The sequence below is a fragment of the Verrucomicrobiota bacterium genome, assembly GCA_034440155.1.
Taxonomy (GTDB): domain Bacteria; phylum Verrucomicrobiota; class Verrucomicrobiia; order JAWXBN01; family JAWXBN01; genus JAWXBN01.
In genome coordinates, this window is sequence record JAWXBN010000062.1 from 13,623 (window position 1) to 39,933 (window position 26,311).

A 26,311-nucleotide genomic window follows, 5' to 3' on the forward strand; every position below is an offset into this window, starting at 1 on the left:
TAAAAAATTAGTGAAAATAAAAAATCAAAATTGATTTGACTAAACTTTCAAAATTTCAAAAAAGTATTATTTTAATACTGATTTTATTGATTAGAATGATTATTTTTAATTTTTACGTAATAGTCGTTTTATGATAGGGTACATCAAAAGAAAACCCTCCGCTCAGTGGTGATAATTGCGATTAAAACCCCCGAGAAAATCATCTGGAATACATTCAAAATCAAAATAAGACATAAATCATCCTGTTCCCAATAGTCAGTAAAGACGGGAATCCTGATCTTTTTTTGTTTTTTTCATTAACAATCTACCTATTGCACGATAGATTCTGCCACCTATGATCATATTTCCTGCAATCGATTTAAAAGACGGTAAGGTCGTCAGGCTGCGCCAAGGGAAGGCCGAGGACGTAACCATCTATTCGGAGTCACCGGTCACCCAAGCCCTCTTTTGGCAAGAACAAGGGGGTGAATACCTTCACATCGTAGATTTGGATGGGGCATTCACCGGAGAGGGTAAAAACTTAGCGGCTGTCTGTGAGATCACCCGGGCTATAAAGATACCTTGCCAGATGGGCGGGGGGATCAGGGACCTCCAAAGGGCAAAAAAGGCTTTTGATGCCGGTGTCGCGCGGGTCATTGTGGGAACCAAGGCCTGTGAAAGTGTTGAATTCGTCGGTTCCTTGGTCAAGGAGTTTGGAGCGGACCGTGTCGCTGTCGGGATTGATGCGAAGGACGGCAAAGTAGCGGTAAAAGGATGGACAGAGTCAGGTACTTGGGATCCGATCAATCTTGCCCAAGCAGTTTCAACCGCAGGAGTGGAGACCATTATCTATACTGATATTTCGACGGATGGAATGCTCAAGGGGCCAAACCTCCCAGCGATGGAAGAAATGGTCAAGTCTGTCGATGCAAAAGTCATCGCCTCCGGTGGCGTCAGTGTGAAGGAAGACATTACAAATCTGGGGATGATCAAAGGCCTGTATGGCGTGATTGTCGGCAAAGCCCTCTATGATGGCCATGTGCACCTGCCCGAAATCCTTAGCCTCGCCCAAAAAACGTGAGTGAACGCGAATATGAAATCCGCCATGAGCATCGGCCGTTATCGATTGATTACAAGCAGGAGCTTAATGAACAACAATACACGGCTGTAACGGCTCCGCCGGGGCCGATGCTGGTGATTGCGGGGGCGGGCAGTGGGAAGACACGCACACTGACTTACCGGGTCGCCTATCTTATCGATAATGGTGTCGCCCCAGAGAATATCCTCCTTCTCACATTCACAAATAAAGCCGCACGTGAAATGCTGCACCGCGTCGAGCAACTTGTTCCCCAGAATATCTCAAAGCTTTGGGGCGGGACATTCCACCATGTCGGTAACCGGATTCTCCGCCGCCACGCGACTCTGCTTGGTTACCAGAATGACTTTACCATTATCGACCGGGATGACGCAAAAAGCATGCTTAACCTGTGTATTGACGACTTAAAAATCGACAAGAAAGATAAGAAATTCCCAAAAGCCGATGTGATCCTGGAAATATTCAGTTATGCCAATAATACTCAATCGCCCCTGCGTAGCATTATTGACCGGCAATTTGCCTATTTTGAGGATGTAGCCACTACGATAGAAAAGCTTTACCCCGTATATCATGAACGTAAAGTCCGTGCAAATTGCATGGATTATGATGACTTGCTGCTGAATATCATCGGGTTATTCGAGAAAAATCCGGATGTGCTTGATCTCTACCAGAGACAATTCCAATTCCTTCTCGTCGATGAGTATCAGGATACGAATGCTGTCCAATTCCAGATGATCGAGATGTTAGCCAAAGCACACCAGAATATCATGGTTGTCGGGGATGATGCCCAGAGTATTTATTCATGGCGGGGGGCGAATTTTACGAATATCCTGAAGTTTCCGGATCGTTATCAGGGAGCCAGCGTCTACAAAATCGAGATTAACTACCGTAGTACCCCTGAAATCCTCGCATTAGCCAATCAAGTGATTAAAGGAAATACTCAGCAATTTGAAAAGGAACTCCGGCCTGTCCGCAAAACCAGTGTCCGCCCCGTGGTGATCCCGGCAAGTAACTCCTCGGAACAAGCAGCCTTCATCTCCCAACGCCTCATGGAGATCAGGGACGAGGGGATTTCTCTGAATGATTGTGCAGTCCTTTATCGCTCCCATTTCCACGCAATGGAGCTCCAGATGGAACTCACCCGCCGCCAGATCCCCTATTTAATCACCTCCGGGATCCAGTTTTTCGAGCAGGCTCATATCAAGGATGTCGCCGCCTTTCTGAAAGTGGCGGTGAACCCCTCTGACGAGTTATCCTTCCGCCGGATCCTCAAGATGTTACCGGGTATCGGACAGAAAACGGCTGATAAATTATGGACGTTGGCCAGTGCAGGAGTCATTCCTGATCCAAATGATTTATTGGCCACCAAACATTTTTCAGAACAATTCTGGCTCAATATTACAAAAGGGAAAGTGGGCGCGTCTGTCCCGGCAAAAGCTTACCGCGCTTGGTCACAAGTGGTCAAAACCCTTAGAGAACTCAATGATGAAAATATCCGTGGGAAGGTTCCCCAACAAATCAAAATCGTCATCGAAGCCTATTACGATGATTATTTAAAAGCGGAATTTACTAATTACCAATCACGCTTGGAAGATTTGAATCAATTGGCCATTTTTTCCCGGAATTTCGAATCCGCCTCGGATTTCCTGGGCCAACTCTCCCTCATGACCTCTGTCGAGATGGAGTCATCATCGGCAAATCCCCTCCGAAATGATGAGTACGTACGCTTAAGCACGGTTCATCAGGCAAAAGGACTGGAATGGCCGGTCGTTTTTATCATCGGGGCGGCTGACGGGATGTTCCCGAGTGCAAAATCTCTCGACTCGGAAACCAGCGCCGAGGAAGAGGAGCGGCGGCTGTTTTATGTCGCTGTGACGAGGGCCAAAGACGAACTCTACATCTTATACCCGATCATCCGCCAGACAATGAATTATAGCGACATGCTCCAAGGGCCGTCGCGTTTTATTTCGGAGATTCCCAAAGGATTCTTTGATGAGTGGCGGATAAAAAGCGGGTATGTGGGGTTAGGAGGCTAACGGGTATGCCGCGGGCTCCAGTAAAACTCATTCTCGGATTGATTTTTTTTCAGACCGTGGGGGATTTTGAAGCCGTATGGGAAGAGTTTTATAAAAATTGTGATGAGAAAGTCATCGGGATGTTGGAGATTCATCCCGCGATTATGTTTCATCTCCATTTTTCAGGCAATTTGCTCGAATACCTTTTGCACCGGCATCTTGATTATATTATCCGACTAAAAAACTGATCAGGCGCGGATAATCTGAAAATGATCGAAACACTCTTTACCGGAGAGTTAAATTTTGGACTTTTATGGAAAAGCTAATAATGAATTTATTTATATGACGCCAAATAGGTAGACCGGCCCTCGTGTCAAGAATATTAATGTGACCGACACGTTCGGATTTGCAAGTAGTCATCCGGTGCGGCTATGAACCTCATGACAGAAGAACCTGAGCTGGTATGGATATTTCCTATTCAAACATCCTTATTCTGTTGAAAGCGTTTGCCAAGGAGGCAGCTTCACGATAGTGTACAAAATTGTACTCCCTCTCTTATCCCATGTCACAGGTGGGTGGGATTATAATGAGATTTAATCAGGATAGCATATGAAACTTAGAGCTTACTTACAATTGATGATTTTTGGAATGATATTATCCCTTTTTGCCGGTTGTGAAAGTACCTCCGTCAAAGAGCCTAACGCCGCAGTTTCCACAGCAGGTAAAACTAAAACGACGGTGACCACTACGACTAATATTACTCAGACCGTTACAAATTCTGCTCCCCATGAAGTTTATAACGTAGGCCAGACAACTCCTGTGACGTCGGCCAATAAAGCTTATACACCTCCACCGGCAAAATCACGCCCGAAAAAGGCGACGGATCAATCCGGGAGTAAGGCAGTAGGATTAAGAACTGCAAAACCTGGATATGTGATTAGTCCCTATGCTGTGTATGATGAGCCCATAGACGTGAGTGGTTTACCGAGTGGAACAGAGGTTAAATGCCCCTATAGCGGTAAAATATTTATTATCCCTTAACTCCTGAACAAAAAATGTATTCAGTTGATTTAAATTTTGATAATGAGGAAACAGCACGAGTTTTTCGGATTACCGCCGAGTTTGTTGTGGCCTTCCAAAAAATGTCCCAGATCGGATCGGCCGTAAGTTTTTTCGGATCCGCGAGGACAAAACCGACAAATATTTATTATAAACAGGCCGTTGAACTTTCCTACAAATTCGCCTGGAACCATATCGCTGTAGTGACCGGTGGGGGGCCGGGAATCATGGAGGCTGCCAACCGTGGGGCGGCAAATGCCAAAGGTATCTCCGTGGGATTGAATATTGAGTTACCCCATGAGCAATCTTCAAATTCTTATATTAATTTCCCGGTGAATTTCCATTATTTTTTCGTCAGGAAAATCTGTTTTGTGAAATATTCCATGGCTTTTGTGATCTTTCCGGGAGGATTCGGAACCATGGATGAGGCCTTTGAGCTTTTAACTCTTGTCCAAACAAAAAGGGTAGGACGGCGTCCGATTGTTTTATTTGGTACAAAATATTGGGGTGGTTTAGTCAAATGGATCAAAGGCCAGCTTCTTAAGGATAAATATATCACTCCAGGGGACGAGAATTTATTTGTCGTCACCGATTCTGTGGATAAAGCCTTCAAAGCGGTGATGGATTATCACTGTGACCTTAATGGTTGCGCGAAAATTAATGATGATGTTCAAGATATTAAGCTTTAAAGGGGGCGGCACCCTCATTCTCAGGGAAATGCCCCACATGGAAACTGTCTCCATGGGTATATGGGCTGGAGTAGGTTCCCGCCATGAAACAAAAGGACAGGAAGGCATATCCCACTTTCTTGAGCACATGATTTTTAAGGGGACAAAAAAACGTTCATCCCACCAGATTTCCCAAGAAGTGGAAGGAATAGGGGGATACCTGAATGCTTTCACCACCGAAGAAAATACATGTTATTATGCACGCGTCACGGGAGACCACTTTTCCCGTGTGGCAGATGTCCTCACGGATATGTACCAGTCGTCGGTATTTTCCCCTGAAGAGATTAAAAAGGAGAGGGGGGTTATTCTTGAAGAGTTATCCATGATCCAAGATCAACCTTCACAAAAAGTGCAAGAGATCCTCCAAGCCCTCCTCTGGCCTGCACATCCCCTCGGTAGTCCGATTGCGGGCACGGTTAAATCTGTCAAATCACTGAAACGCCGGGATTTAATCGGGTATTTCCATTCACGTTATAACCGCAACAACACGGTCGTCTCCCTTGCCGGAAAATTTAATGTCGATGAGGCTCAAAGCCTTTTTGGTGATTTTTTTAAAAAATTGCCAGCGGGACAAAAAGCCGGTTTTAAAAAATTTCCAAATAAGAATTATCCTCCTGCTTTCCTCTATGAAGAAAAGGAGATTGAACAGGTGAATGCCGTCTTGGGTTTCAGGGGATTGTCCCGCTCTCATCCGATGCGGTATGCCGCAAAGTTATTAAATGTTATCCTTGGGGAAAATATGAGTTCCAGGCTTTTCCAAGTGATCCGGGAGCAACACGGACTGGCTTATTCGATCGGGAGTGGCCAAAGCCTTTTTTCTGATACCGGGGCTCTGACTATTTTTGGTGGTCTTCCCTTTGACAAATATGCGAGGGCTTTAGCTTTGATTGGGCGTGAGCTTCATAGGATTAAGACGAAAAAAGTGATGTTAAAAGAGTTAAACCAAGCCAAGGATTATACCATCGGCATGATGAGCATGGGATTAGAAAGCACCACCGACCAGATGATTTGGGGGGGGGAATCATATTTAGCCTATGGTCGTGTCCAGGAATGTCCGGCAATCAAGAAGAAGCTTGAAGAAGTTTCCATCAGCGACATCCAGGAAGTCGCAAATTTACTTTTCACACCAAAGCAATGTGCTTTAGCTGTTATCGGGCCGAAATCTGCTGATAAACCGACCCTTCACAAGATTATTGATTTGAATTAATATAATAATTCTTTTTGATTGAATCAATCCCCTGACATGAACGTCATAATCCCTATGAAAAAAAACTTTTTTTTATTCACCATTATTCTTTTCTTACTCGCTCCCTATATAAAAGCCGAGGATGCCCCAGTACCACCGCCTGCGAAGATTGTGAAAATAAAATGGTACGGCCAATCCTTTGTCACATTGATTTCATCCGTCGGGATTCGTATTGCGATCGACCCCTTTGACAACAAGACAAACCGTTATCCTTTACCCGTAAATATCCCCATGGACATCGTACTCGTCAGTAATGAGGACGATGATCATAATAATACTGATTTCATCGCCGGAAATCCTATTATTTTCAGAAGCTCCACGGGTGAGGGGACAAACCGTGGTAATGGGATTATTTTTAAAGGTACTCCAGGAATTAAAGACGAGACATCCACTGCCCAAATCGGTAATAAAAGCATGATTTATACATTTTCACTCGACGGGGTGAAGTTCTGCCATCTGGGTAATCTAGGGCAAAAGAGTCTGAAGGAAAAACAGCTTCAACAAATCGGTGCAGTGGATGTATTGATCCTCCCCATCGGGGATTCAGACCGGGAGGAATTATTAGCCCAGATCAAACCGAAAATCGTCATCCCGATTCATTACAAAACCCCCTTAACTGTCGTGCCCTTGTACTCGGTAGAAGATTTTGTCAAAAATAAGCCTGTAAAAAGATTCCCGACAAATGAAATATCCATTTCTAAAAATGATTTCCCCCCCCAGATGGAAGTCTGGTTGTATGCAAATCCCCCTGAGAAAATTCCAGAACTGATTCAACCCTGATTTTTTTTAAGGGCTTCAATTCGCCTTTGTTTGAAGACATCAAGGCGTTCTTGGATCTTTTTTTCAAACCCGAGTCCGCTGGGCTTATAGAAGCTTTTTGATTCACGCATGTAATCTTGTGGAGCATATCCGTCTTGGTAGTCATGGGCGTATTTGTACCCCTTACCGTGTCCGAGTTTTTCAGCACCGGAATAATGACCATCCTTGAGGTGATCAGGGACTTCTTGGATTTTCTCCTTCCGCACTACGGATAAGGCCTCATCAATCGAAGTGATGGAGGAATTACTCTTTGGAGCTGTGGATATATAAATGACCGCTTCTGCCAGGGGAATCCGTGCCTCGGGCATTCCGACAAACTCAGTAATTTGCTGGGCTGCCGAAGCGATAAGGAGTGCTTGGGGGTCAGCCATACCGACATCTTCGGCAGCACAAATCACGATCCTCCGGGCGATAAACCGGATGTCTTCACCAGCCTCCAGCATTTTTGCGAGCCAATAAAGTGCCGCATCGGGGTCGCTGCCACGCATGCTCTTAATAAATGCCGAGATGGTATCATAGTGTTGATCACCGTCCCGGTCATAAACAGGGGATTTCCGCTGGATGGAATCTTCAAAAATGATTTGGTTGAGGACGATTTCCCCTGATGACGCAGGCTCGGTCGTACGCGCGGCAATCTCCAGAGAGTTTAATGCCTTTCGGGCATCTCCCTCACACAGGCGGGCCAGATACCGGAGGTCCTCTTCAGTTACCATTACCGGGAGGTTTTTTAATCCACGTTCATCCATTAAAGCCTTTTGCATGGCCACGAGCAGATCGTCTTCCGTCAGCGATTTAAGTTCAAAAACAAGGGAACGTGAGACTAACGGGGCATTAACGGCGAAATAGGGGTTCAGGGTGGTCGCCCCGATTAATCGAATGACCCCGCGCTCGACCTCAGGCAAAAGGAGATCCTGTTGAGCTTTATTAAAACGGTGGATCTCGTCGATAAAGACGATGGTCTGTTGTCCCGAGGTTTGTAGGCGGTTAAGTGCGACACTGAGTATCTTCCTGACTTCCGCTGTTCCAGCCTCGACCGCATTGATCGACTCAAATTTTGATTTGGTCGTGGAAGCAATGACATGGGCCAAGGATGTTTTGCCCGTACCCGGAGGCCCGAAAATAATTACGGAATTTATACGGTCAGCCTGGATCGAGCGCCGGAGTAACTTGCCCGGGCCCACAATGTGGGATTGGCCAATATATTCGTCCAATGAACGCGGCCTCATCCTTGTCGCCAGGGGTGCGGCCCCGTTCATGGGATCATGGGCAGGAGTATCCTTGGACTGGAAGAGTTCCTCGCTCATGAAGTCAACCGTGGGAGGGGGGGGTGATTAACTCCGTCCACTTTTTTCACGCTCTTTGGATATCTGGACTTTATGGCGTTTGTTTTGTTTGAGTTTAGTTTTACGTTTCCGTAGCTGCTGTAAAATAATATCTGAGACCTTGTCGATGGCTTTATAAAGATCGTCTTCGCGGTCCTCTGCGTGGATGTCAGGTCCGGGAAGGCTTAAATGGACCTTCACGACAAAACGTTTCTTCGGATTACTTTTTTCATCGTCCCAGAGAACGACATGGGCTGCGATCAGGTCAGTTTCGACATCCTCGGCATGACCGATTTTTTCAGCCACAAACGAGTGGATTGCAGAAGTGAGTTTTATGTGTCTAGGCGTAATATGAATGTGCATATCATTAATTTAATCTTTACTGGATTACATTCAACTGAATTAAGAAAAAATGTTCATTAATTCACGATATTAACCGGTGTGCCTTGGAGGAAACTGCTGATATTATGCGCCGTTATTTCGAGCAATTTGCGCCTCGCTTCAGTTGTGGCCCATGAAATATGAGGGGTGATAATACAATTTGGTGCTTTTAAAAGGGGGTTAGCCGCGATCGGGGGTTCGGTCCCGAGGACATCAACGGCGGCTGCAGCAATTTGCCCGGTCGAAAGGGCATGTGCCAAAGCACTCTCATCAATCAGGGGGCCACGTGAATTATTAATGATCCTACAGGACTTTTTCATATAGGAAATCGTTTCTGTATTAATCAACGAACGTGTTTGTGGGGTGAGGGGACAATGAAGGGTAATAAAATCAGCCGCTTGAAATGCTTCTTTGAGCGGGAGCTCGCGATAGGGGCAATCCTTTTTTGGTTCTCGTCCCGAGGTGAGGGCGACGATAATTTCCATTCCCATGGCTTGGGCGATTTTTGCGACCCGGCCTCCGATGGCACCTAGCCCGACGATGCAGAGTGTCTTACCCTCAAGTTCGATCAAGGGACTTTCCCAGAATGAATAATAAGGGCAACTGGCCCATTTTCCTTCATGCACCAAACGGTCATGGAGTCCGATCGATTGGGCTAATTCAAGCAATAATGCGATGGCAGTTTGTGAGGTCGATGCACTACTGTAAAATGGGACATTCGACACAGGAATCCCTTTTTGCCTTGCAGCCACCGGGTCGACACAATCATAACCTGTGCCCAAGACACTGATATATTTCAGGTGAGTAGCAGCCGCCATATGCTCAGCCCTGATGCGGACCTTGTTTGTCAGCACGATTTCCGCATTCTGGATGCGTTCAATGACTTGTGAAGGCATAGTCTGATCGTGGCGTGTCAAATTAACGAGGCCGGCAATCCCGTCCCAAGCGACATCACCTTTATCCAAGGGATAGGAATCGAGTACAACGGCAAGCGGTTTCAGACTCTGGGACATAATAAAAACTCCATTCTTTTTTTAAAAAAGTGAACAAACAAAAGTTTAAGCCTTCCAAACCCTTTTGAAAAGCAATACCTCCCGGAAAATCGCACAAAGGGAGGTTGCAAACAAGGGGGTATCCTCTTTAAAAGAGGGTTATTCAAATATTCTAAAATCATGGCTCCCATTATCATTTATCATAACCCCCGATGCAGTAAAAGCCGTGAGGCCCTAAAAATCCTGGAAGAAAAGCAAATTGCTTTTGAAGTGAGGGAATACCTCAAGGAGCCACCCTCCGTAGATGAAATCAGGGGTTTATTAAAAAAACTCAAGTTACCGATCAAAGACATCATCCGGACCGGGGAGGATGAATATACCAAACACGATTTAGATCAAGCCAGTGATGATGATTTGATCGGGGCAATAGCGGAATATCCTATCCTCCTCCAGCGCCCTATTGTCGTCCATGGCCAGAAAGCCGTGATTGGGCGTCCGGCCTCACAGATCGACTTGATCCTTTAGGGGAAATGCCCAATGGCTTTAAATCCCTCGAAGCCCCACCATTTTTGTGTGAAGTCCTGAATCCCTCGGGCGTGTTATCTTTCTGCTTTGCGCTTTTGGACGGAGTTGTCTATATCATCTCACATGGGAAGACAATGGTTACATGCGAAACGGGCGGTTGCCTCACTGAAAAAATCACAGGCAACGATGAAATTTGTACGGGAAATCATGATTGCTGCGAAGCTTGGCGGCTCCGATCCGGACACGAATCCCCGGTTAACCGCAGCGATGGAGAAAGCCCGCAGGGAAAGTGTCACTAGGGATGCCATAGAACGCGCCATTAAAAAAGGTGCCGGCACCGGTGAAGAAAAACTCACCCTGGAGCACATTGTTTTCGAGGGGTACGCCCCACACAAGGTTCCAGTCATTGTCGAGGCCCTCACCGATAACCATAATCGTACAGCCCCAGAAATCAGGGTTCTTTTCCGTGATGGTCTACTCGGGATCAGCGGGAGTAATAAATTCCTCTTTGACCATGTCGGCCTAGTCGAGGCTCACTGCCCTGATCCAGCTACCGATATCGAGTCAGCCGCTATCGAAGCAGGTGCCAACGATTTCCAAACCATCGGACATGCGCAGAATAATGATATTCCTGAAGGTGTCTGCGGGGCGCGATTCATCACGGAAAGAGCCGAGATTCACAATACATCCCAGTGGCTAGCCAAAAACGGGTGGACTGTGGTGACCAGTGAAATGGGGTACCTCCCGAAGAATTTCCCGACAATCACTGAGGAACAACTTGCCGAAGTCGGTGAATTCCTCCAGGCCCTCGACGACCACGATGACGTCCACCGTGTCTGGGCAGCGATTAAGTAGGGGGTTAGGAGGCAGTTCTCAGTGCGGAAGTTGCTCCTAATATATATCCACAGATACAGTCTTCTAACCTAGCACTTCGCACATAGTACCTATCGTCTTACCGCTGGAAAAAGTTTAGGGCTGACTGATTATGCTGGTCGAACGTCACTCTTCCTCACATTCTTTCTGGATTACTTCGAGATGCTCCCAGCGTGCATAGGCTTCTTTGATTTTTTTGTCCAATGCCGCAATTTGCCCTTCCAGAATAGGAATGAGCTGGGGTTCATTCTTATAGGTTTCAGGGGCACCGAGTTTTTGATTTAGGACCATATGCTCTTTTTCCAGCTTTTCGACCACGACGGGCATTTCTTCGAGTTCGCGACGTTCCCGGTTAAGGAATTTCCGGGGTTTATCTTTTTTTGATTTTGATTTAGGGGCTGAAAAGGCTTTTAGCGCCTCTGCTTCTGTCGGGAGCTTTGGTCTTTGTCTGAGGTAATCCTCGTAACCGCCATTATATTCTCCGACCTGTCCGTCACCTTCAAAAACAAGTGTATTGGTCACGACCTCATCGAGAAAGGATCGGTCATGGCTGACCAAGAGCAGGGTGCCTTCGTACGACACGAGCAGGTCCTCAAGCAGTTCGAGAGTCTCCGCATCGAGATCATTAGTCGGTTCATCCAAGATCATGAGGTTGGCAGGGTTCAGAAAAAGCTTGGCCAGAAGGAGACGGTTGCGTTCACCCCCGGAAAGCATTCCTGCGGACATGCGTACTTTTTCCGGGTCAAAGAGGAAATCTTTGAGATAACTATTAATATGTTTATTGCGCCCTTGGAATGTCACCATTTCAGAGTGGCCGGCGACATTTTCGGCTAGGGTTTTACTCTCGTCGATTTGGGCACGCATCTGGTCGAAATAAACGACCTGGAGGTTTGTCCCGTGTTTGACTGTTCCTATCTGTGGGTCGATTTCTTTGAGGAGAAGCTTGAGAAGGGTCGTCTTGCCCGTGCCATTGGCACCGATGATCCCGATTTTATCCCCGCGCCAGATGGTGGTTGTTAATGTGGAGATAATGGCGGACTCACCGTAGTTGAATGATACATTGACCATATCAATGACTTTTTGCCCGGAGAGATCGGATTTCTGGAGCTCCACCCTCGCTTTACCGTCGCGCTCCCGGCGTTGGGTGCGTTCATTCCTCATTTTCATGAGGGCTTGCACACGGCCTTCGTTGCGGGTACGGCGGGCCTTGACCCCTTGCCGGAGCCAGACTTCCTCTTGGGCGAGTTTCTTATCGAAGCTGGCCCATTGTTTTTCCTCAGCCTCGAGCCAGGCCGCCTTGCGTTCGAGGTAAGTATGGTAATCACAGGCCCAGCTCGTCAGGTGCCCCCGGTCCAGCTCGATGATCCGGGTCGCTGTCTTTTGCAGAAATGTACGGTCGTGAGTGACAAAAGAGAGGGTAATCTTCTTTTCTACGAGGAATTTTTCCAGCCAGATGATCGATTCGATATCCAGATGGTTAGTCGGTTCATCGAGCAAGAGTAGGTCGGGTTCATCCACCAGCGCACGCGCTAATAACGCCCGGCGTTTGAGCCCCCCCGAAAGACTTTCGAAATGGGTGTCATCAGTTATATTCGTCAGGCGCATGATATTCTCGACCTTGAGATCAATGCTCCAGTCCTCTTCATGTGTATCCGGGCGCATGCCTGAACGGATCACATCGGAGACAGGGCCTGTGAGGTCATCGGGGATTTTCTGGTCTAGACGCGTGATAAATGTCTTTGCTGAAAGGACGATTTCCCCGCCATTGGGTTTTTCCTCACCGGTAATCAACCGCATAAGGCTCGTTTTTCCCGTACCGTTACTCCCGATCAGACAGACCCTTTCGCGGTCATCGATTTGGAGGTCCGCTTCATCCAAGAGGGGGATTGAACCGTAACGGAGTGTGACTTGTTTTAATTGGATCAAGGGCATAAAGTCCACGGACTCTAGCGGAAGCAGCCCGCCTGTGAAGCTGCTTTTTTGTGATTTCCACTTTTCGAGACAGATAATGGGGTATAAAAAATAGGATTGTTTTTCCTGCCGGTGCAGGATTATCTCCCGTGTAATGAATAACCGGTGGCTGAAACTCAGGAAATATCTCCAGACCGAAATGGGGCTTTTCCCGGTAGCCCCCCCGCCAGCAGTGCAAAAACCACCCTCCGATCAAATCGTCATTAATGGACACACGGTCACTATCCTCTTTGTCCCCAATCCGAAAGCGCGGAATTATATCATGCGTTTCAGGGATAATGGGGTGCTGCGCGTGACCGTACCCCGTATGGGGTCCATGCGGCAAGCCCGCGCTTTTGTGTCGAAAAATAGAGATTGGATCACGAAACACTATGATAAAGTTGTTTTATCTCCAAAACCGCAGAAAACGTGGGAAAATGGTTCGATCCTCCTTTTCCGGGGTGAACCCACTCCCTTACACGTAACCCGTGATGAATCCGGCCATCCCGTGCTGGCATTTGCTCAATACCAGATCAAATTGCGCGGGGACAGTGAACACGGCGATTTCCGCCCAGTCATCGAAAGTTATCTCAAACAAATTGCTGCAAAGGAATTACCCGCGCAACTTGCGCAGTTAGCCCACACCCTCGGCGTACAATTTTCGCGGGTCACGATCAGGGCCCAACGCACCCGCTGGGGATCATGCTCTACCCGTAAAACCATTTCGCTTAACTGGAGGCTGATCCATACCCCTCCATTCGTCCAAGAATACATCCTGATCCATGAGCTCATGCACCTACGGGAGATGAATCACTCCCGCCGCTTCTGGCAACAAGTCGAGACGGCTTGTCCTGATTACCGCAAAGCCGAAAAATGGCTGAATGACAATAAAGTCTTAGGTACCTTTGAGTAGGGGAAACCCACCGGCGGGCGGGGGGAGTCTTATGATCCAGCCTATTGACTTTGCTGGGGCGATTTGCGAAAGTCAGACCACTGCTTCACACAGCATCGGGCTGTGGCTCAGCTTGGTAGAGCGCCTCGTTCGGGACGAGGAGGCCGTGGGTTCAAATCCCACCAGCCCGACCAGATTTTTAGGTTCTGAAGGAGTGGGGGGGGGTACTTCACCTTCCCGCGTTCTCCCGCCTTTCAATTGACCGTCTGAGGGAGACAATTAATCTAAAGTTCTATAATGTCCGTCCCTTCGGATCCAAGGCGCGAGCGACGTCGCGACTCCTGCGGGGGCATTTCGATCAACCGACGAAGCCCGCTCTCCGCCCCCCACATCAGCAGGATGTGTGACGGAGCGATTCATCGGCGTTTGACGGAGGGTTGTCGTCTGGGGCCAGGACTGGACCGCTGAATTGTGCGGAGTAGAGAGACGTTGACAAATCAGAATCTCACCAATCCAAAGAGCTTTGCTCCCCGCTGCAATCCTTAAATCACCATTGATTACTCAAAAAAAGAATAATCTCAAATCTCAGCATGACCCCTATCCTCAAATCTCAGCATGACCCCTATCCTCAAATCTCAGCATGACCCCTATCCTGACCCCTATCCCCGAATGGATCATAATCCCTGACCCCGCGCAAATTGCCCGTGCTGCTGGTGTAAGGCAGAGCAGAGTTTAACCGCAGATTAGCGTAGATTATCACAGGATCTTTTTCTACCACGAAGCTCCCGAAAGACACGAAGATTTTTAAAATCCTCTTCGTTTTTAACTGCCACTTTGTGTCTTGTAACTTTTCTCAGTTCACCCGGACTATGGTGTGCCTTTGTAAATAAGGCCCTGACTTTTCCCACCTCCCTTTGACCGTTAGCAAAGGCCTAAGCACTCGAACTCCACTGGAACGAGCATGCATCGGTTTATCTCGAATTTACGCCACTTCTTGATGAGAAAATTTGGACACCGATATTTGAGGCCGCAGGCCTCCGATTGTCTTCCATCCGGGCGAGACACCGACTCTTTTTGAAAGTTTATTCCCGACTTGGCATGCTGATATATGGCTCGCTATTGTTTGCATCATTTACAGTTCCTTAACCATAGACCTCATCGACAATATTGCGGGCGAGGGCGACCCAACGTCCGATACGGTCGGGTTCCCCGTTGAGTGTGTGGAGGTCTTTCATGGTGAGTTCGACGGCTAAGCCTTTGCTTGGGATGAGGAAGTCGCGCAGATTTTGGGCGATGACTTTTTCATCCCAGTTTGCACTGATAAAGGAGGGGTTTGGTTTGGCACTGAAGATATAATCTTTCCCGAGTTGTTGAGCCATAATATCCGGTTTAGCCCATGGAGAAACAGAAATACGGCGGAGGTTGGGGATTTGTTTGATTATCCGGACTCTTTTATCTAGACCTTCACAGCAACCGTAGGAAGAGAGGCCAAATCGGCTGATCACCGGGAGTTGATAGGGGAAAATAAACTCTTCAAACATATCGGGGGCTACGCCCACGGTTTCTTGGGATTCACTGAGCCCCCAAAGGTCTTTGATCCTGACTTTATCGCCATCATGCCAGTCTTTTTGTGGGAGCAGATCCGTATATCCGACGCCCCCGGAGCCGACGAAGCTTTCATCATTATTCAGTGTTAAGAGTCCATTTGATTCGAGCCATTGTTGGATCCTGATATGGTCATCACGTAAAAAGGCCATGAGTTGGTGTAATTCATCAGGGGTATCATACATCGATAACATCAATGGCTCCAGCCCGATCAAATCAATAGCGACAATGGTCAATCCTTGTGTCCACCAGTAATCCGAACGTAACTTGATCGGAGCGACCCCGCCATAAATGCTTTCCATGAGGAGGCGCATGGATCCTGTGGCATCACGGTCATAGGTGAGCTCGCGGAATTTGAGTTTGCCGAGGTCTTTGGTTAAATCCTTAATGGGTGCATCCCAGACTTCACTGCCGTGACCAGCACCGTCATCACCCTTACGTTTGATGACCTCGACACCAAAATCGCTTTGATGAACGACACTGCCATAGGTAACTCGGGGGGCGAGCAAGTAATCATCCTTGGCCCGTTCCACATGGCAAATCTGGTCGAGTAGCCCTCGTTCTTGTTGTTTTGCCCATTCACCTTCACAGTGGATGTCTCTGGGGGTAATGGCCAATCCGGCTTCGATAACAATCATGGGACGCTCGGGCTCGAGGCGATTGAACTTATTCCAAAGCCGCCGGAGCTCATCCATATGAGGTGTCGTGGCCAACTCCATGACCCTGCCAGCGAGTCGACGGAGGCGTTCCCGGTCTTTTGTCGAAACTTCGGGAGTATTAGTCTGAGACATGCGTATCATTTTGGGTTTACCCATCCTAAAAGGAAAGCCTGCATCAAATCCAGTATGGGCTCATTCTGGATTATTTTGATCTTAATGGGCGGAATACTCTGGGTATTATTTTTCCAAGATTGTTTTACGTAAAATTTCCTTAGTTAAAACCTCTGGCAAAATGACCGGTTGGGATAGACCGGGGGGGTAATAGAGATAGAGAGGAACCCCTGATCGCCCGAATTCCTTGAGTGTAGCTGTAATTTGGGGGTTATAACTCGTCCAATCAGCAATAAGGAAAAGGACGTCTTTATCTTTAAATAAATCTTGAATTTCTTCGGTCTTTAAAACAGCCCGTTCATTTACCTTACAAGACAGGCACCAATCCGCCGTGAAATCCACAAAGACAGCTTGTCCGTTTTTGAGTGCTTCTTGGACCCTTTGGGGGCTCCACTTGAGTGATGATGAGACAGTATTTTCTCCTGGCTTTTCAGGATTCGTTTTTAATGCGGGAATAACCAATGTCAAAAATCCAACCAAGGTAATGAGTAAGGCGATTAAAAATCCTGATTGTTTCCCTGTGACTTGAAATTTCCCATAAATCCAAAATCCAAAGGAGACTACGAGAAGGAAAAAGAGAACGAGTGTCGTCGCATCGCGCCCTTGTTGTGCATTAAATACCCAGATAAGCCAAATAGCAGTCGCCAGCATTGGAAATCCGAGGAATTGTTTGGCGGTATTCATCCACGCACCGGGTTTGGGGAGGAATTTGAGGAGTGAGGGGAATGCGGAGAGGATGACATAGGGGGTGGCCAAACCGAGGCCAATCGCCGTAAAAATCAGGATAATGACCCAAGCTGGTTGGACAAAAGCGAATCCCAGTGCAGCCCCCATGAATGGTGCGGTACAAGGTGTGGCTAAAACCACAGCCAAGACCCCGTTAAAGAAAGCCCCAGAAACGCCGCTTTTTTGGGCAAGCTGCATCGTACTAGCGGTAGGAAAAAATAGGACCTCAAAAACACCAAATAAATTCAGCGTGATTAATAGGCAAAGCGTGATCATGGCTAATACATAAGCAGGACTTTGGAACTGGAATCCCCATCCGATTTGATGGCCTGCAAATTGTACAGCCAGTGTTGCAGCAGTAAGGCCCCACATGGAGATCAGTATTCCAAGAGCGAACCAGAGACCTAGTTTGAATGTTTGCCCCTTAGAATCTTGTGAATGCTGGACAAAACTGATTATTTTCAGGGAAATGACAGGTAATACACAAGGCATGATATTGAGGATGATCCCACCAGCAAAGGCGAGTAGGAACATAAATGCAATTTGTATGGGGTAGGGGAGACTCTGATTTGAATCAGCGGATTGAGGTAAATGATCTTGATCAATGGCTGCCGATGTGAAAACTAATGGTAAATCAATGGCATAGGCGTATTTGGTGATTTTTCCTTTTGAATCCTTTATATCGATGCCAAGAATCCCTTTTAAGTCCAAAGATGCAACGTTCTGATGAGGAGTAATCGGTATTGCGACGACCATCATAGGTGAGTATTGCGCATCTTCCTTCACGATGATTTCAGCATTTTGCGGGCCGTTATTTTCAGTGAAGGGGAAGAATTTTATTTTTTCAAAACTACCGTTATTATGTTCTAAATCGAAGGGAATAACCACCAGAGCATCATAATGTCCGTCGGGTAACTTGAGCAATTTGCCGAGCTTTGCCCCATCCTTCGGTTTTTCTCCATATTGCTGAAACAACACCGCATCTTTGGTGGATAATGGATGTCCTGAAACTTTAAGGGAAATGGAAAGTAGGGCTCCTCCTGGAATACAGGTTTCGTTACAAACGAGCCATTCGGTTTTAGCTTTTATCTCGATTCTTTCACCGGGCTTAGCAGTATCGGGAATTTTCACCCGGGACATAAGGATCGTTTCTTTCCCATAACCAAACCCAACAATTCCCCCATAAATAAACCATGAAGGAATCGGATAGAGAGTGGGGGAGAAAGTGACTCCAGCGGTCGATGAAGACCATTGGATATCCGTAGGAATCCCGCTTTCCCCGGGATTTGACCAATATATATGCCAATGGTCTCTGATATTGAATTTCACGCCAACGAGGAACTCTTGGCCGGGGGAAACAGTCTCAAACTCCGAGAGAAGATTCTCCTGAACCAATTCCGCTGAAGTCGGCGCTTTCGAGGCTGGAGCAAATTGTGTAAATGAAAAAAGTAAGATAGCAGAGATGCTTAAACAACGAATAAAACTTTTCGATAGAGACAGAATCATAGCTCCAAATTATACACCATTTAAGGAAAAACCACTCAAAAACATTACCATGATTTTCCGGCTGTACTAAACCAATCAGTGATTCCCCTGTTTTACCCCCAAGGATTTAGCATGGGTATCTTAGGTGAATTTTATAGCTCCTACCTGAGTAAAATGGTGAATTAAAACGAGGAAAGATAAAATGAATAGACTCAGCAAATCTGTCCGCGTTTTCCCGCCACACCATGGGCGATCGGGTTTTCGCCAATCCATCGTTCATCAATAGGCTCTGAAGCAAGTTGATAACGGGTATCCGAAGACAGGCGTATCTTTTCCGTTTGATTATCGAGCGAAGAATGGATCATACGCATGCCAAAACTAAGAAAATCACCCACTTTGAAATCAGCGCTAAGCCAACGCCCCCCGATTTTATTTTGTAGCCTTGCAGCACTATTACTCAAGGCGCCGCTAAAAGTAAATTGCGGCCAACTTTTTTTACCGGACTCGATATCTTTAGCATCACTGAAATTCGTACAGTATGTATCTACATCACGATCCAAGTAACGTTTGATCATGGGAGATTTCTTATGAGAGTCTTCAAGGACCATAATTGTTCCCATCTCCATCGGGGTATCGCCATACGGCACCCATGCTGTGAATAAATTGCTTGTTCCGCGTCCCATATAAACGATATCACAATGAGGATTGATTCCAGGCAATCCGCCTGAAACAGCCCTTAACCAACGAAAATCAAAATGTCTCACTTCTCCCCCAAGTAACCGTTGGTAAAAGGCCATCATCGTCTGACCAAAAACGACGTTTTTAAGAGCAACACTGCCCATGGCATATTCAGGAGCAAAACCGATTTTTTTCTCTGGATGAGAGATTCCCTCCATCAACGGAAAATCGGGATGCACAAAACCGTCCTTGGCCATTTTCTCCAAAAGTTCACGACGTGCCTCAATAACATCATCGTGGTTTAAAACACCTTTGAAGTAGAGATAACCATCTTCTGACATGCGCTGACGTATCTCTAAAGGATTACTAAAAATATCTGATGAATCTCTTAAAGAACCAAAATGCTCGGGAGAAGCATTGATGATTTCCCCATGGTTCTTTTGTGTTAAAATAGATGTATTCATCGATAAATATTATCTTGTTTACTTGAAAAATGAATGGCTTGTTTGGTATTCTATATGTATAAAATGGTATTATAATGAATAGTATGAATTTTCATGAGCGACTCCTGAATCATCATAATACAAAGCTTGGAAGCATATCCATGAGTGGTTACATCCCCAAAGCCACGGGTATAAGTAAGAAAAAAATGCGTCTTTTGGGAAAATATGCCGTTGTCTATATTTTAAAAGGAAAGGGGAGGTTTGGAGATAATCTCAGTCATGATATTAGTTTTAAAGAAGGAAGTCTCCTTTATCTTTTTCCAAAAGTCTCACATTTTTATGAACCGATCGATGAAGAGTCTTGGGAGGAGATCCATTTCATATTTTCCGGTCCCCAATTCGACTTCCTAGAAAAACGAGGAATCCTTGATCCTCAAAATCCCGTTCGACAGCTTGAACCGATTTCATACTGGCGTAATCGATTCTTTGAATTAATCGGAAACCCGAAATGTTCAAATGAACGTCAAGGCCTAGGTGAGGTGCTCAAACTATCTGGAATACTTTCTGAAATTGATTGTTTAGAGGGTTATCAAAATCATGAGCTTACTGAAGATGCTGTATGGTTAGATCGTGCAAAAAGCCTCATAATAAATTATCAACAAGTTGATATTGATTATAATAGTATATCCCGCCGGATGAATCTCTCATATGAGACATTCAGAAAACGATTTACTGGACTGGCAGGGTTATCTCCTGGCCGCTACCATGTGCGTATACTCATGGAAAAGGCAGTATCCCTGATCATTCATGATCGTTTAAGCAATAAGGCTATCGCGGATGAACTTGGTTTTTGTGATGAATTCCACTTTTCCAAACGTTTTCGTTCTGTTATGGGAATGAGCCCGCGTGCTTATCGACTTTACTTGCCGACACCATGAGTTTTTATCTATCCTTGACTGAAATCAAAAATTTAACCTATGGATTCTAGCCAAATCATCATTATCATAGCGGGATTTGCTGCCGGGCTGATGAATTCGGTAGCGGGTGGGGGAACCATTCTTACTTATCCGGCTCTTCTTGCTGCTGGATTGACGCCGATCGAGGCGAACGCCACGAGCACAGTGGCCTTGTTGGCAGGGATCCTTAGTAGCATCGGGGGGTACCGGAAAAGGATTGGAACTGTCACTTTATGGCTGAAGACTTTTATTCCGGTCAGTGTGATCGGAGGATTATTTGGCGCGGTTCTCCTCTTGCAGACGCCCGAGAAGACTTTTGGGATTTTGGCACCATTTTTGATCATGGGTGCAACGGTACTTTTTGGGTTCCAAGGACTCCTTCAAAAGATATTTAATCCGACAAAGTGTGCCCCGAAAAATTTGGAGGAATCAAAAAAATGGTGGATCATCTCAATCGGGATCCAACTCTTGGTGTCTATTTATGGGGGATATTTTGGGGCCGGTATCGGGATTATGATGTTAGCATCTCTGAGTATACTGGGATTTCAGGACATCCATGAGATGAATACAGTTAAAACCATCCTCGCATTTGCTATTAATGTCATCGCAGCAGTGTATTTTATTCTCTTTGCGCCAATTGCCTGGATGAATGTCATCTTATTAGCTTGTGGAGCTTTTACAGGTGGTTATCTAGGGGCGGTTATCGCCCAAAGTGTCAATCAAAAGTTTGTCCGCTTGTTTGTCGTTTTGATTGGCTGTATTATCACTCTGAATCTCTTTTATAAACAATTCTTTACCCCATAAATAACACGATCCATATGAAATTTTATTCATCACACACTGACCGGTTACTGATTAAGTATCAGCTTGGCGATTTACTGGATAAAGTAATTGTTACTGATTTTCAATGGGAAGCCAAAGATAGAATTACCAAGAGCAAAATATCAGAAATAATTGGTGTAGAGACTGATATGGTAACTAATTACTCATTAATAGTAAAATCTCTTCTTTTTTATCTATATGACTGTAATAAGTTCGCAAGAGACTTGATTACAGGTATTTCTGATTCTTATTCATGGTATATCCAGTCCATGTGTTACCGCCGCGAAGGTGAATTTTCCCTTGCCCGAAAATTCCAAGATCGGGTCGATCAGCTTGGCTTTTATGCTGATCTCCATAAGAAAGTGTCTCTCCGTTATGATCTCTATGCCCGTCAGCCAATGTGGGATCCCTATCTCCTGATTAAAGAAATGGAAATGTATAAATTTGGGGAGAGGGAACTCGAACCACAACTCAAAGAAATTCTAAGGCTGGAATGGGAAATCATTTTTGATACATGCTGGGATAAGGCACAAGCTGAGATATCGGAGGCAATTAAAAAAACTGATAAAACCCTGTAATAATCGGTATTTCGACGCATATTAATATATGCACAATTTATATATAGCAAAGTACATAAAACGCCTGAAACTCCCCTATACGAAGATAAATCATGTGTACATCATACGACTGAGGAAATTCTATTGGCTCCTAACAAATTCCCTGCTTTTTAGCCAGTTCGCATAGTTTTTGGTCGAGGATGCGGATGCGGCGGCTGAGATCGCGGGCGAGATTCATCATGATGACGGTGAAAATATGATGGTTATCGCGGAGTATATGGAGGAGATCTTTATTGGATAGGCTGACAGTTCGACATGGAGTAAGGGTTTTGATGGTGGCGGAACGGGATTGAGTGTCAATGAGCTCCATTTCACCAAAAGTGGCCCCTTCGGGGAGTTTGGCGACTTCAATGAGGTCATTAAGACCTTCGAGCTGCTTGAGGACTTGCACTTCTCCAGTAAGTAAGCAATAAACCCGGTCCCCGATTTCCCCTTCCCTGATAATCTTTTCCCCCTTCAGGAAGGACTCTTCTTTCAAATACCCCGTCATAAACTTTAATTCCTCATCTGAGAGCCCTCCGAATAGCGGATAGTTTTCCAGATGCTCAATGAGGGGTGTAAACATGATACTATTTTTGCCTTTAGGTACAGGATCAAATGGATATCTTACGTTTCTTCTGATCAGGGTTTTGCCGAAAAATAACAAAGACATTACCCACGAGTGTCACGAGATGGGCCTCCATGGCTTGGGCGATTTTTGGGGCGAGTGTTTTCCTCTCATCCTTGAATTGGATGAATTTTCCTTTCACGAGTTCCCTCTGATCCAGCATCCGGTCCAGTTCCCCATAAAAATCTTCGGATAACCCGTTTTTACCAACCATAATCGTCGGGTCAATCGTCTGGGCTTTTGAACGCAATTTGCGTAATTGGATTTGAGTGAGGGAGTTTTCGGGCATAGGGTATTTTTTCTTTGGGGCGAGCTTGTGAATACAGTGTTTATTGTTTGGATTGGGCCTTCGTAATATCGTATCCCTTAGCCTGACACTTGGCCTCGAGTTGTTTGGCTTCTTTAGCCATATTAAATTTATAAAATCCTTTTAACATAAAGAGTGATGTATCTTCACGGGAGAGGATCTGATCTCCCGTGATTCCTGCAATCGCTTGATTAAAGAGGTCTTTGTCGTTTTTATTTTCGATGGCGTTTGCCATTAGGACATTAACGACTTCGATGTTTTTGGTTTTATTCGCTAGCATATCCGACTGAATGGCATCAAGTTCATCAAGTCTTTGAGTGGAAAGGAGAGCGACAGAAAGGGCAGCGAGGGAATCCGCATCTTTGAGTTTCCATCCTAATTTATAATAACCGATGGCCTCACTAGTGCTTCCCATCATGAGATAAACATTTCCTAAACCACGGTAGGCACGGGGATTATCCGTATTTTTCTCGAGGTATTTAAGGAATGTATCACGGGACTCAGGGAGTTTTTTCTGGCTGGCGTAACTGATTGCCGTCGCGAGTAATTTGCTGCCAGTGAATGATTGTGGGTTTTTCTCGTATTGAGTCGTCAGCTCCACGCGCATTTCAGGAGTCTTAAGTAAATTATCCACGGGATCAACGGCGGGAGCATTAACCGGTGGCATTTGTGCATGGGTCACACTGGAAAGAGTCAGAGCGGCGCAGGCGATGACACCAGCGACTAAAAAGTTTCTATTGATTAATCTCATATATTGATGCAAAAAATCATAGCGTGATAAAACTCGGAGTCAATATCGACCATGTGGCCACCATTAGACAGGCCCGTTACAGTAAAATCCCGCATACAAAGCCTTATGTTGAACCCGACGTCGTTCAGGCCGCCCTCGCCGCCATCCAGGGAGGAGCTGACGGTATCACCATTCATCTCCGTGAGGACCGCCGCCACATTGCAGATCATGATGTTTACGATATCCGGAAAGAAGTCGATACCCGCCTGAATTTAGAAATGGCCCATTGGCCAGAGATTGTCGATCTGGCCTTGGAGATCAGGCCCGACAGCGTCTGTCTGGTGCCAGAGAAACGCCAAGAAGTGACCACGGAAGGCGGACTAAATCTTTTAGCTCTTAATGACGATTTTGCCAATATGGTCAGTACTTTCCGTAAAAACAACATTCAAGTCAGCCTCTTTATCGATGCTGAACCCGCACAAATTGCCCGGTCTGCGGAACTCCATGCGGACATGGTGGAATTCCACACTGGCCAATATGCGACCGCTGAAGCCCCTGAGCAAATTGCCCGCGAACTGGACAAATTGCGGGAGGCAGCGGAATTCGCCCATTCACGAGGTCTCATTGTCAATGCAGGGCACGGGATCAATTATCGAAATATTACTCCCCTACTCACATTACCCCATTTAAATGAGTTCAATATCGGCCACACGATTATTTCCCGTGCCCTTATCGTCGGGATGAAACAAGCTGTGAGAGAATTAAAAGATTTAATCAAAAATTAAGCACTTGCAGGATGCCTTGCTTCAGCGTATCAAATTGCCTCCCTATGGGTTGTGAATATATTAGAAATTTCTGTATTGTGGCGCATATCGACCACGGAAAGACCACTCTTTCCGACCGTTTGCTTGAGATGACCAATACCATCACCAAACGTGAGTCGCAGGACCAACACCTTGACTCGATGGATTTGGAGCGAGAACGCGGGATTACAATCAAAGCCCACCCCGTGACTATGTTCTATAAGGCAAAGGACGGCCATGAATACCGTCTCAACCTGGTGGATACCCCGGGGCATGTGGACTTTGCCTATGAGGTCTCCCGCAGTCTTGCATCATGTGAAGGCGCATTACTCCTTGTCGACGCAGCCCAAGGGGTCGAGGCACAGACAGTGGCCAATGCCCATCTGGCCATGAAACAGAATCTTAAAATCATCCCCGTCATTAATAAAATCGACCTTCCCAATGCCGACTTAGACATGGTGAAAAAACAGTTGGAAGACATTTTAGCTATTCCTGCCGATGACGCTGTTTTGGCCAGTGCAAAAAACGGAATCGGGATCGAGGATATCCTCGAGGCTGTGATTAAACGGATCCCCCCACCCAAAGATTGGGATCGTCCGGACATGCGCGCCCTTGTTTTCGACTCCATTTTCGATACTTACCGCGGGGGGGTTGTTTATACCCGTGTATTTTCCGGAGAAATCAAAGCGGGTATGAATATCATGCTCCTGAGTGAAGGCCGTAAGTACGAAGTAAAAGAAGTCGGTATTTTCATGCCGAAAATGAAAAAGACAGATGTTCTGTCAGCCGGATATTCAGGATACATCATTCCAAATATTAAAAGTGCCCGGGAAATTAATATCGGGGATACCATCACCGATGCTTATACACCTACGACCGACCCATTACCGGGATTCCAGAAAATCCATCCGATGGTTTTTAGCGGCATCTACCCGATCAATACCGCGGACTTTGAGCAACTTAAATCCTCCATGGAGAAACTTTCGATCAATGACTCCTCATTTGTCTTCCAGCCGGAGAACTCCATCGCTCTCGGGTTTGGATTCCGATGCGGATTTCTCGGTCTCTTGCACATGGAGATTATTCAGGAACGCCTCCGCCGGGAATACAACATGGACATCATTTCGACCTACCCCAGTGTTGTTTACAAGGTAATCAGGACAAATGGTACAGACATCGTAGTCGATAACCCCGCACAAATGCCAGACCCGTCGGTAATTGAAGAGATTCAAGAGCCGTATGTGAAAGCCTATATCATGTGCCCAAATGAAAATATCGGGGATATGATGCAGCTCGTCATGGAAAAACGTGGTGATATCAAACACACCGAATCCATTGATTCTCGCCGTGTGATGATGAATTGTGATATGCCATTGAATGAAATCCTGGTTGATTTCCATGACAAAATCAAAAGTATGACACGGGGTTATGGTTCGATGGATTACGAACATGATGAATACCGCACTTCCGACCTGGTGAAGATGGATATGCTCATCAATGGTGAGCCCATGGACGCATTCTCTTGTATCGTCCACCGTTCTAAAGCTGAGTTTCGGGGACGTGCATTAGCTTCAAAACTTAAAGAAGTCATCCCTACCCAAATGTTCACTGTCCCGATCCAGGCTGCCATTGGTGGGAAAATCATCGCACGTGAAACCATTGCTGCCTTGAGGAAGAATGTAACGGCAAAATGTTATGGTGGTGATATCAGTCGTAAGCGCAAATTGCTCGATAAACAAAAAGAAGGTAAGAAAAAGATGAAACTATTCGGGAAGGTTAATATTCCCCAAGAAGCATTCATTCAAGTCCTTAAAAACGATTAACT

Annotated in this window: 25 protein-coding genes and 1 tRNA gene; 16 read left to right on the forward strand and 10 right to left on the reverse strand. The window is 46.1% G+C overall.

Annotated features, from left to right (window positions below; genetic code table 11):
* Positions 1 to 334: 334 nt before the first annotated feature.
* The 7 genes from hisA (at position 335) to SGI98_06705 (ending at position 6,903) form a co-directional block, all read left to right on the forward strand.
* A complete protein-coding gene (gene hisA, locus SGI98_06675) occupies positions 335 to 1,060 on the forward strand; it encodes a 1-(5-phosphoribosyl)-5-[(5-phosphoribosylamino)methylideneamino]imidazole-4-carboxamide isomerase (protein MDZ4743088.1) in 726 nt (241 codons plus the stop codon).
* Entirely contained in the window at positions 1,057 to 3,111 is a 2,055-nt protein-coding gene (locus SGI98_06680) for an ATP-dependent helicase (protein ID MDZ4743089.1), read from the forward strand. The genes hisA and SGI98_06680 overlap by 4 nt, the downstream gene beginning before the upstream one ends.
* Positions 3,112 to 3,116: 5 nt before the next feature.
* Entirely contained in the window at positions 3,117 to 3,338 is a 222-nt protein-coding gene (locus SGI98_06685) for a hypothetical protein (GenBank protein MDZ4743090.1), read from the forward strand.
* Positions 3,339 to 3,738: 400 nt separating this feature from the next.
* Complete coding sequence (locus tag SGI98_06690) at positions 3,739 to 4,131, forward strand: hypothetical protein (GenBank protein ID MDZ4743091.1); 393 nt, start codon at positions 3,739 to 3,741, stop codon at positions 4,129 to 4,131.
* Between the two features lie 14 nt (positions 4,132 to 4,145).
* Entirely contained in the window at positions 4,146 to 4,838 is a 693-nt protein-coding gene (locus SGI98_06695; GenBank protein MDZ4743092.1) for a TIGR00730 family Rossman fold protein, read from the forward strand.
* Positions 4,792 to 6,084: a pitrilysin family protein gene (locus SGI98_06700; GenBank protein MDZ4743093.1), complete on the forward strand. Its 1,293-nt coding sequence runs from the start codon at positions 4,792 to 4,794 to the stop codon at positions 6,082 to 6,084. The genes SGI98_06695 and SGI98_06700 overlap by 47 nt, the downstream gene beginning before the upstream one ends.
* A 54-nt stretch (positions 6,085 to 6,138) precedes the next feature.
* Complete coding sequence (locus tag SGI98_06705; GenBank protein MDZ4743094.1) at positions 6,139 to 6,903, forward strand: MBL fold metallo-hydrolase; 765 nt, start codon at positions 6,139 to 6,141, stop codon at positions 6,901 to 6,903.
* Here SGI98_06705 and SGI98_06710 read toward each other — a convergent pair.
* The 3 genes from SGI98_06710 to SGI98_06720 are packed head-to-tail and all read right to left on the reverse strand — an operon-like array spanning position 6,894 to position 9,658.
* Positions 6,894 to 8,246, reverse strand: a complete 1,353-nt coding sequence (locus tag SGI98_06710) for a replication-associated recombination protein A (protein ID MDZ4743095.1) — start codon at positions 8,244 to 8,246, stop codon at positions 6,894 to 6,896. The two genes, SGI98_06705 and SGI98_06710, sit on opposite strands and share 10 nt — an antisense overlap.
* Positions 8,247 to 8,273: 27 nt before the next feature.
* Positions 8,274 to 8,627, reverse strand: coding sequence for a ribosome-associated translation inhibitor RaiA (gene raiA, locus SGI98_06715; protein ID MDZ4743096.1), 354 nt, complete (start codon positions 8,625 to 8,627; stop codon positions 8,274 to 8,276).
* A gap of 56 nt (positions 8,628 to 8,683) precedes the next feature.
* Positions 8,684 to 9,658 (reverse strand): D-2-hydroxyacid dehydrogenase, encoded by a 975-nt coding sequence (locus SGI98_06720; protein ID MDZ4743097.1) that lies wholly within the window; start codon positions 9,656 to 9,658, stop codon positions 8,684 to 8,686.
* Positions 9,659 to 9,817: 159 nt separating this feature from the next.
* On the opposite strand from SGI98_06720, the gene arsC reads away from it, so the two are divergent.
* Positions 9,818 to 10,162, forward strand: coding sequence for an arsenate reductase (glutaredoxin) (gene arsC, locus SGI98_06725; protein ID MDZ4743098.1), 345 nt, complete (start codon positions 9,818 to 9,820; stop codon positions 10,160 to 10,162).
* Between the two features lie 123 nt (positions 10,163 to 10,285).
* On the forward strand, positions 10,286 to 11,017 hold the full coding sequence (locus tag SGI98_06730; protein MDZ4743099.1) for a YebC/PmpR family DNA-binding transcriptional regulator: 732 nt from the start codon (positions 10,286 to 10,288) through the stop codon (positions 11,015 to 11,017).
* A 144-nt stretch (positions 11,018 to 11,161) separates the two neighbouring features.
* On the opposite strand, the gene SGI98_06735 is transcribed toward SGI98_06730, so the two are convergent.
* A complete protein-coding gene (locus SGI98_06735) occupies positions 11,162 to 12,967 on the reverse strand; it encodes an ATP-binding cassette domain-containing protein (GenBank protein ID MDZ4743100.1) in 1,806 nt (601 codons plus the stop codon).
* A gap of 133 nt (positions 12,968 to 13,100) precedes the next feature.
* On the opposite strand from SGI98_06735, the gene SGI98_06740 reads away from it, so the two are divergent.
* On the forward strand, positions 13,101 to 13,898 hold the full coding sequence (locus SGI98_06740) for a SprT family zinc-dependent metalloprotease (GenBank protein MDZ4743101.1): 798 nt from the start codon (positions 13,101 to 13,103) through the stop codon (positions 13,896 to 13,898).
* 96 nt (positions 13,899 to 13,994) lie between these two features.
* Positions 13,995 to 14,071 (forward strand) — tRNA-Pro (locus tag SGI98_06745).
* A gap of 948 nt (positions 14,072 to 15,019) precedes the next feature.
* On the opposite strand, the gene SGI98_06750 is transcribed toward SGI98_06745, so the two are convergent.
* The 3 genes from SGI98_06750 to SGI98_06760 all read right to left on the reverse strand — a co-directional run bounded on the left by SGI98_06750 (position 15,020) and on the right by SGI98_06760 (position 19,665).
* Entirely contained in the window at positions 15,020 to 16,273 is a 1,254-nt protein-coding gene (locus SGI98_06750; GenBank protein ID MDZ4743102.1) for a hypothetical protein, read from the reverse strand.
* Positions 16,274 to 16,378: 105 nt separating this feature from the next.
* Positions 16,379 to 18,544: a thioredoxin family protein gene (locus tag SGI98_06755; GenBank protein MDZ4743103.1), complete on the reverse strand. Its 2,166-nt coding sequence runs from the start codon at positions 18,542 to 18,544 to the stop codon at positions 16,379 to 16,381.
* Between the two features lie 191 nt (positions 18,545 to 18,735).
* Entirely contained in the window at positions 18,736 to 19,665 is a 930-nt protein-coding gene (locus SGI98_06760) for a phytanoyl-CoA dioxygenase family protein (GenBank protein ID MDZ4743104.1), read from the reverse strand.
* Positions 19,666 to 19,805: 140 nt separating this feature from the next.
* On the opposite strand from SGI98_06760, the gene SGI98_06765 reads away from it, so the two are divergent.
* Genes SGI98_06765 through SGI98_06775 form a run of 3 tightly spaced genes read left to right on the forward strand, consistent with a single transcriptional unit; the run spans position 19,806 to position 22,000 of the window.
* Entirely contained in the window at positions 19,806 to 20,582 is a 777-nt protein-coding gene (locus SGI98_06765; protein ID MDZ4743105.1) for an AraC family transcriptional regulator, read from the forward strand.
* A 39-nt stretch (positions 20,583 to 20,621) separates the two neighbouring features.
* Entirely contained in the window at positions 20,622 to 21,404 is a 783-nt protein-coding gene (locus SGI98_06770; GenBank protein MDZ4743106.1) for a sulfite exporter TauE/SafE family protein, read from the forward strand.
* Between the two features lie 14 nt (positions 21,405 to 21,418).
* Positions 21,419 to 22,000, forward strand: coding sequence for a hypothetical protein (locus SGI98_06775; protein MDZ4743107.1), 582 nt, complete (start codon positions 21,419 to 21,421; stop codon positions 21,998 to 22,000).
* Between the two features lie 130 nt (positions 22,001 to 22,130).
* Here SGI98_06775 and SGI98_06780 read toward each other — a convergent pair whose 3' ends face one another.
* Genes SGI98_06780 through SGI98_06790 form a run of 3 tightly spaced genes read right to left on the reverse strand, consistent with a single transcriptional unit; the run spans position 22,131 to position 23,704 of the window.
* Positions 22,131 to 22,604, reverse strand: coding sequence for a cyclic nucleotide-binding domain-containing protein (locus SGI98_06780; protein ID MDZ4743108.1), 474 nt, complete (start codon positions 22,602 to 22,604; stop codon positions 22,131 to 22,133).
* A gap of 28 nt (positions 22,605 to 22,632) precedes the next feature.
* Complete coding sequence (locus tag SGI98_06785; GenBank protein ID MDZ4743109.1) at positions 22,633 to 22,935, reverse strand: YhbY family RNA-binding protein; 303 nt, start codon at positions 22,933 to 22,935, stop codon at positions 22,633 to 22,635.
* A 40-nt stretch (positions 22,936 to 22,975) separates the two neighbouring features.
* Positions 22,976 to 23,704: a hypothetical protein gene (locus SGI98_06790; protein MDZ4743110.1), complete on the reverse strand. Its 729-nt coding sequence runs from the start codon at positions 23,702 to 23,704 to the stop codon at positions 22,976 to 22,978.
* 23 nt (positions 23,705 to 23,727) lie between these two features.
* Between SGI98_06790 and SGI98_06795 the strand changes: the two genes are divergently transcribed.
* Both SGI98_06795 and lepA read left to right on the forward strand, forming a co-directional pair.
* Positions 23,728 to 24,468, forward strand: a complete 741-nt coding sequence (locus SGI98_06795; protein MDZ4743111.1) for a pyridoxine 5'-phosphate synthase — start codon at positions 23,728 to 23,730, stop codon at positions 24,466 to 24,468.
* Positions 24,469 to 24,512: 44 nt separating this feature from the next.
* Positions 24,513 to 26,309, forward strand: a complete 1,797-nt coding sequence (lepA, locus tag SGI98_06800; GenBank protein MDZ4743112.1) for a translation elongation factor 4 — start codon at positions 24,513 to 24,515, stop codon at positions 26,307 to 26,309.
* The last annotated feature ends 2 nt before the right edge of the window (positions 26,310 to 26,311 follow it).

What these genes read in the sequence shown, in the direction of transcription:
- SGI98_06780 (MDZ4743108.1), bottom strand. Translation starts at nt 22,604, where the DNA reads ATGTTTACACCCCTCATTGAGCATCTGGAAAACTATCCGCTATTCGGA.
- SGI98_06770 (MDZ4743106.1), top strand. Translation starts at nt 20,622, where the DNA reads ATGGATTCTAGCCAAATCATCATTATCATAGCGGGATTTGCTGCCGGG.
- SGI98_06695 (MDZ4743092.1), top strand. Translation starts at nt 4,146, where the DNA reads ATGTATTCAGTTGATTTAAATTTTGATAATGAGGAAACAGCACGAGTT.
- SGI98_06760 (MDZ4743104.1), bottom strand. Translation starts at nt 19,665, where the DNA reads ATGAATACATCTATTTTAACACAAAAGAACCATGGGGAAATCATCAAT.
- SGI98_06685 (MDZ4743090.1), top strand. Translation starts at nt 3,117, where the DNA reads ATGCCGCGGGCTCCAGTAAAACTCATTCTCGGATTGATTTTTTTTCAG.
- SGI98_06730 (MDZ4743099.1), top strand. Translation starts at nt 10,286, where the DNA reads ATGGGAAGACAATGGTTACATGCGAAACGGGCGGTTGCCTCACTGAAA.
- raiA (MDZ4743096.1), bottom strand. Translation starts at nt 8,627, where the DNA reads ATGCACATTCATATTACGCCTAGACACATAAAACTCACTTCTGCAATC.
- lepA (MDZ4743112.1), top strand. Translation starts at nt 24,513, where the DNA reads ATGGGTTGTGAATATATTAGAAATTTCTGTATTGTGGCGCATATCGAC.
- SGI98_06775 (MDZ4743107.1), top strand. Translation starts at nt 21,419, where the DNA reads ATGAAATTTTATTCATCACACACTGACCGGTTACTGATTAAGTATCAG.
- SGI98_06720 (MDZ4743097.1), bottom strand. Translation starts at nt 9,658, where the DNA reads ATGTCCCAGAGTCTGAAACCGCTTGCCGTTGTACTCGATTCCTATCCC.
- hisA (MDZ4743088.1), top strand. Translation starts at nt 335, where the DNA reads ATGATCATATTTCCTGCAATCGATTTAAAAGACGGTAAGGTCGTCAGG.
- SGI98_06790 (MDZ4743110.1), bottom strand. Translation starts at nt 23,704, where the DNA reads ATGAGATTAATCAATAGAAACTTTTTAGTCGCTGGTGTCATCGCCTGC.
- SGI98_06765 (MDZ4743105.1), top strand. Translation starts at nt 19,806, where the DNA reads ATGAGTGGTTACATCCCCAAAGCCACGGGTATAAGTAAGAAAAAAATG.
- SGI98_06735 (MDZ4743100.1), bottom strand. Translation starts at nt 12,967, where the DNA reads ATGCCCTTGATCCAATTAAAACAAGTCACACTCCGTTACGGTTCAATC.
- SGI98_06700 (MDZ4743093.1), top strand. Translation starts at nt 4,792, where the DNA reads ATGGTTGCGCGAAAATTAATGATGATGTTCAAGATATTAAGCTTTAAA.
- arsC (MDZ4743098.1), top strand. Translation starts at nt 9,818, where the DNA reads ATGGCTCCCATTATCATTTATCATAACCCCCGATGCAGTAAAAGCCGT.
- SGI98_06690 (MDZ4743091.1), top strand. Translation starts at nt 3,739, where the DNA reads ATGATATTATCCCTTTTTGCCGGTTGTGAAAGTACCTCCGTCAAAGAG.
- SGI98_06750 (MDZ4743102.1), bottom strand. Translation starts at nt 16,273, where the DNA reads ATGTCTCAGACTAATACTCCCGAAGTTTCGACAAAAGACCGGGAACGC.
- SGI98_06740 (MDZ4743101.1), top strand. Translation starts at nt 13,101, where the DNA reads ATGAATAACCGGTGGCTGAAACTCAGGAAATATCTCCAGACCGAAATG.
- SGI98_06755 (MDZ4743103.1), bottom strand. Translation starts at nt 18,544, where the DNA reads ATGATTCTGTCTCTATCGAAAAGTTTTATTCGTTGTTTAAGCATCTCT.
- SGI98_06785 (MDZ4743109.1), bottom strand. Translation starts at nt 22,935, where the DNA reads ATGCCCGAAAACTCCCTCACTCAAATCCAATTACGCAAATTGCGTTCA.
- SGI98_06705 (MDZ4743094.1), top strand. Translation starts at nt 6,139, where the DNA reads ATGAAAAAAAACTTTTTTTTATTCACCATTATTCTTTTCTTACTCGCT.
- SGI98_06710 (MDZ4743095.1), bottom strand. Translation starts at nt 8,246, where the DNA reads ATGAGCGAGGAACTCTTCCAGTCCAAGGATACTCCTGCCCATGATCCC.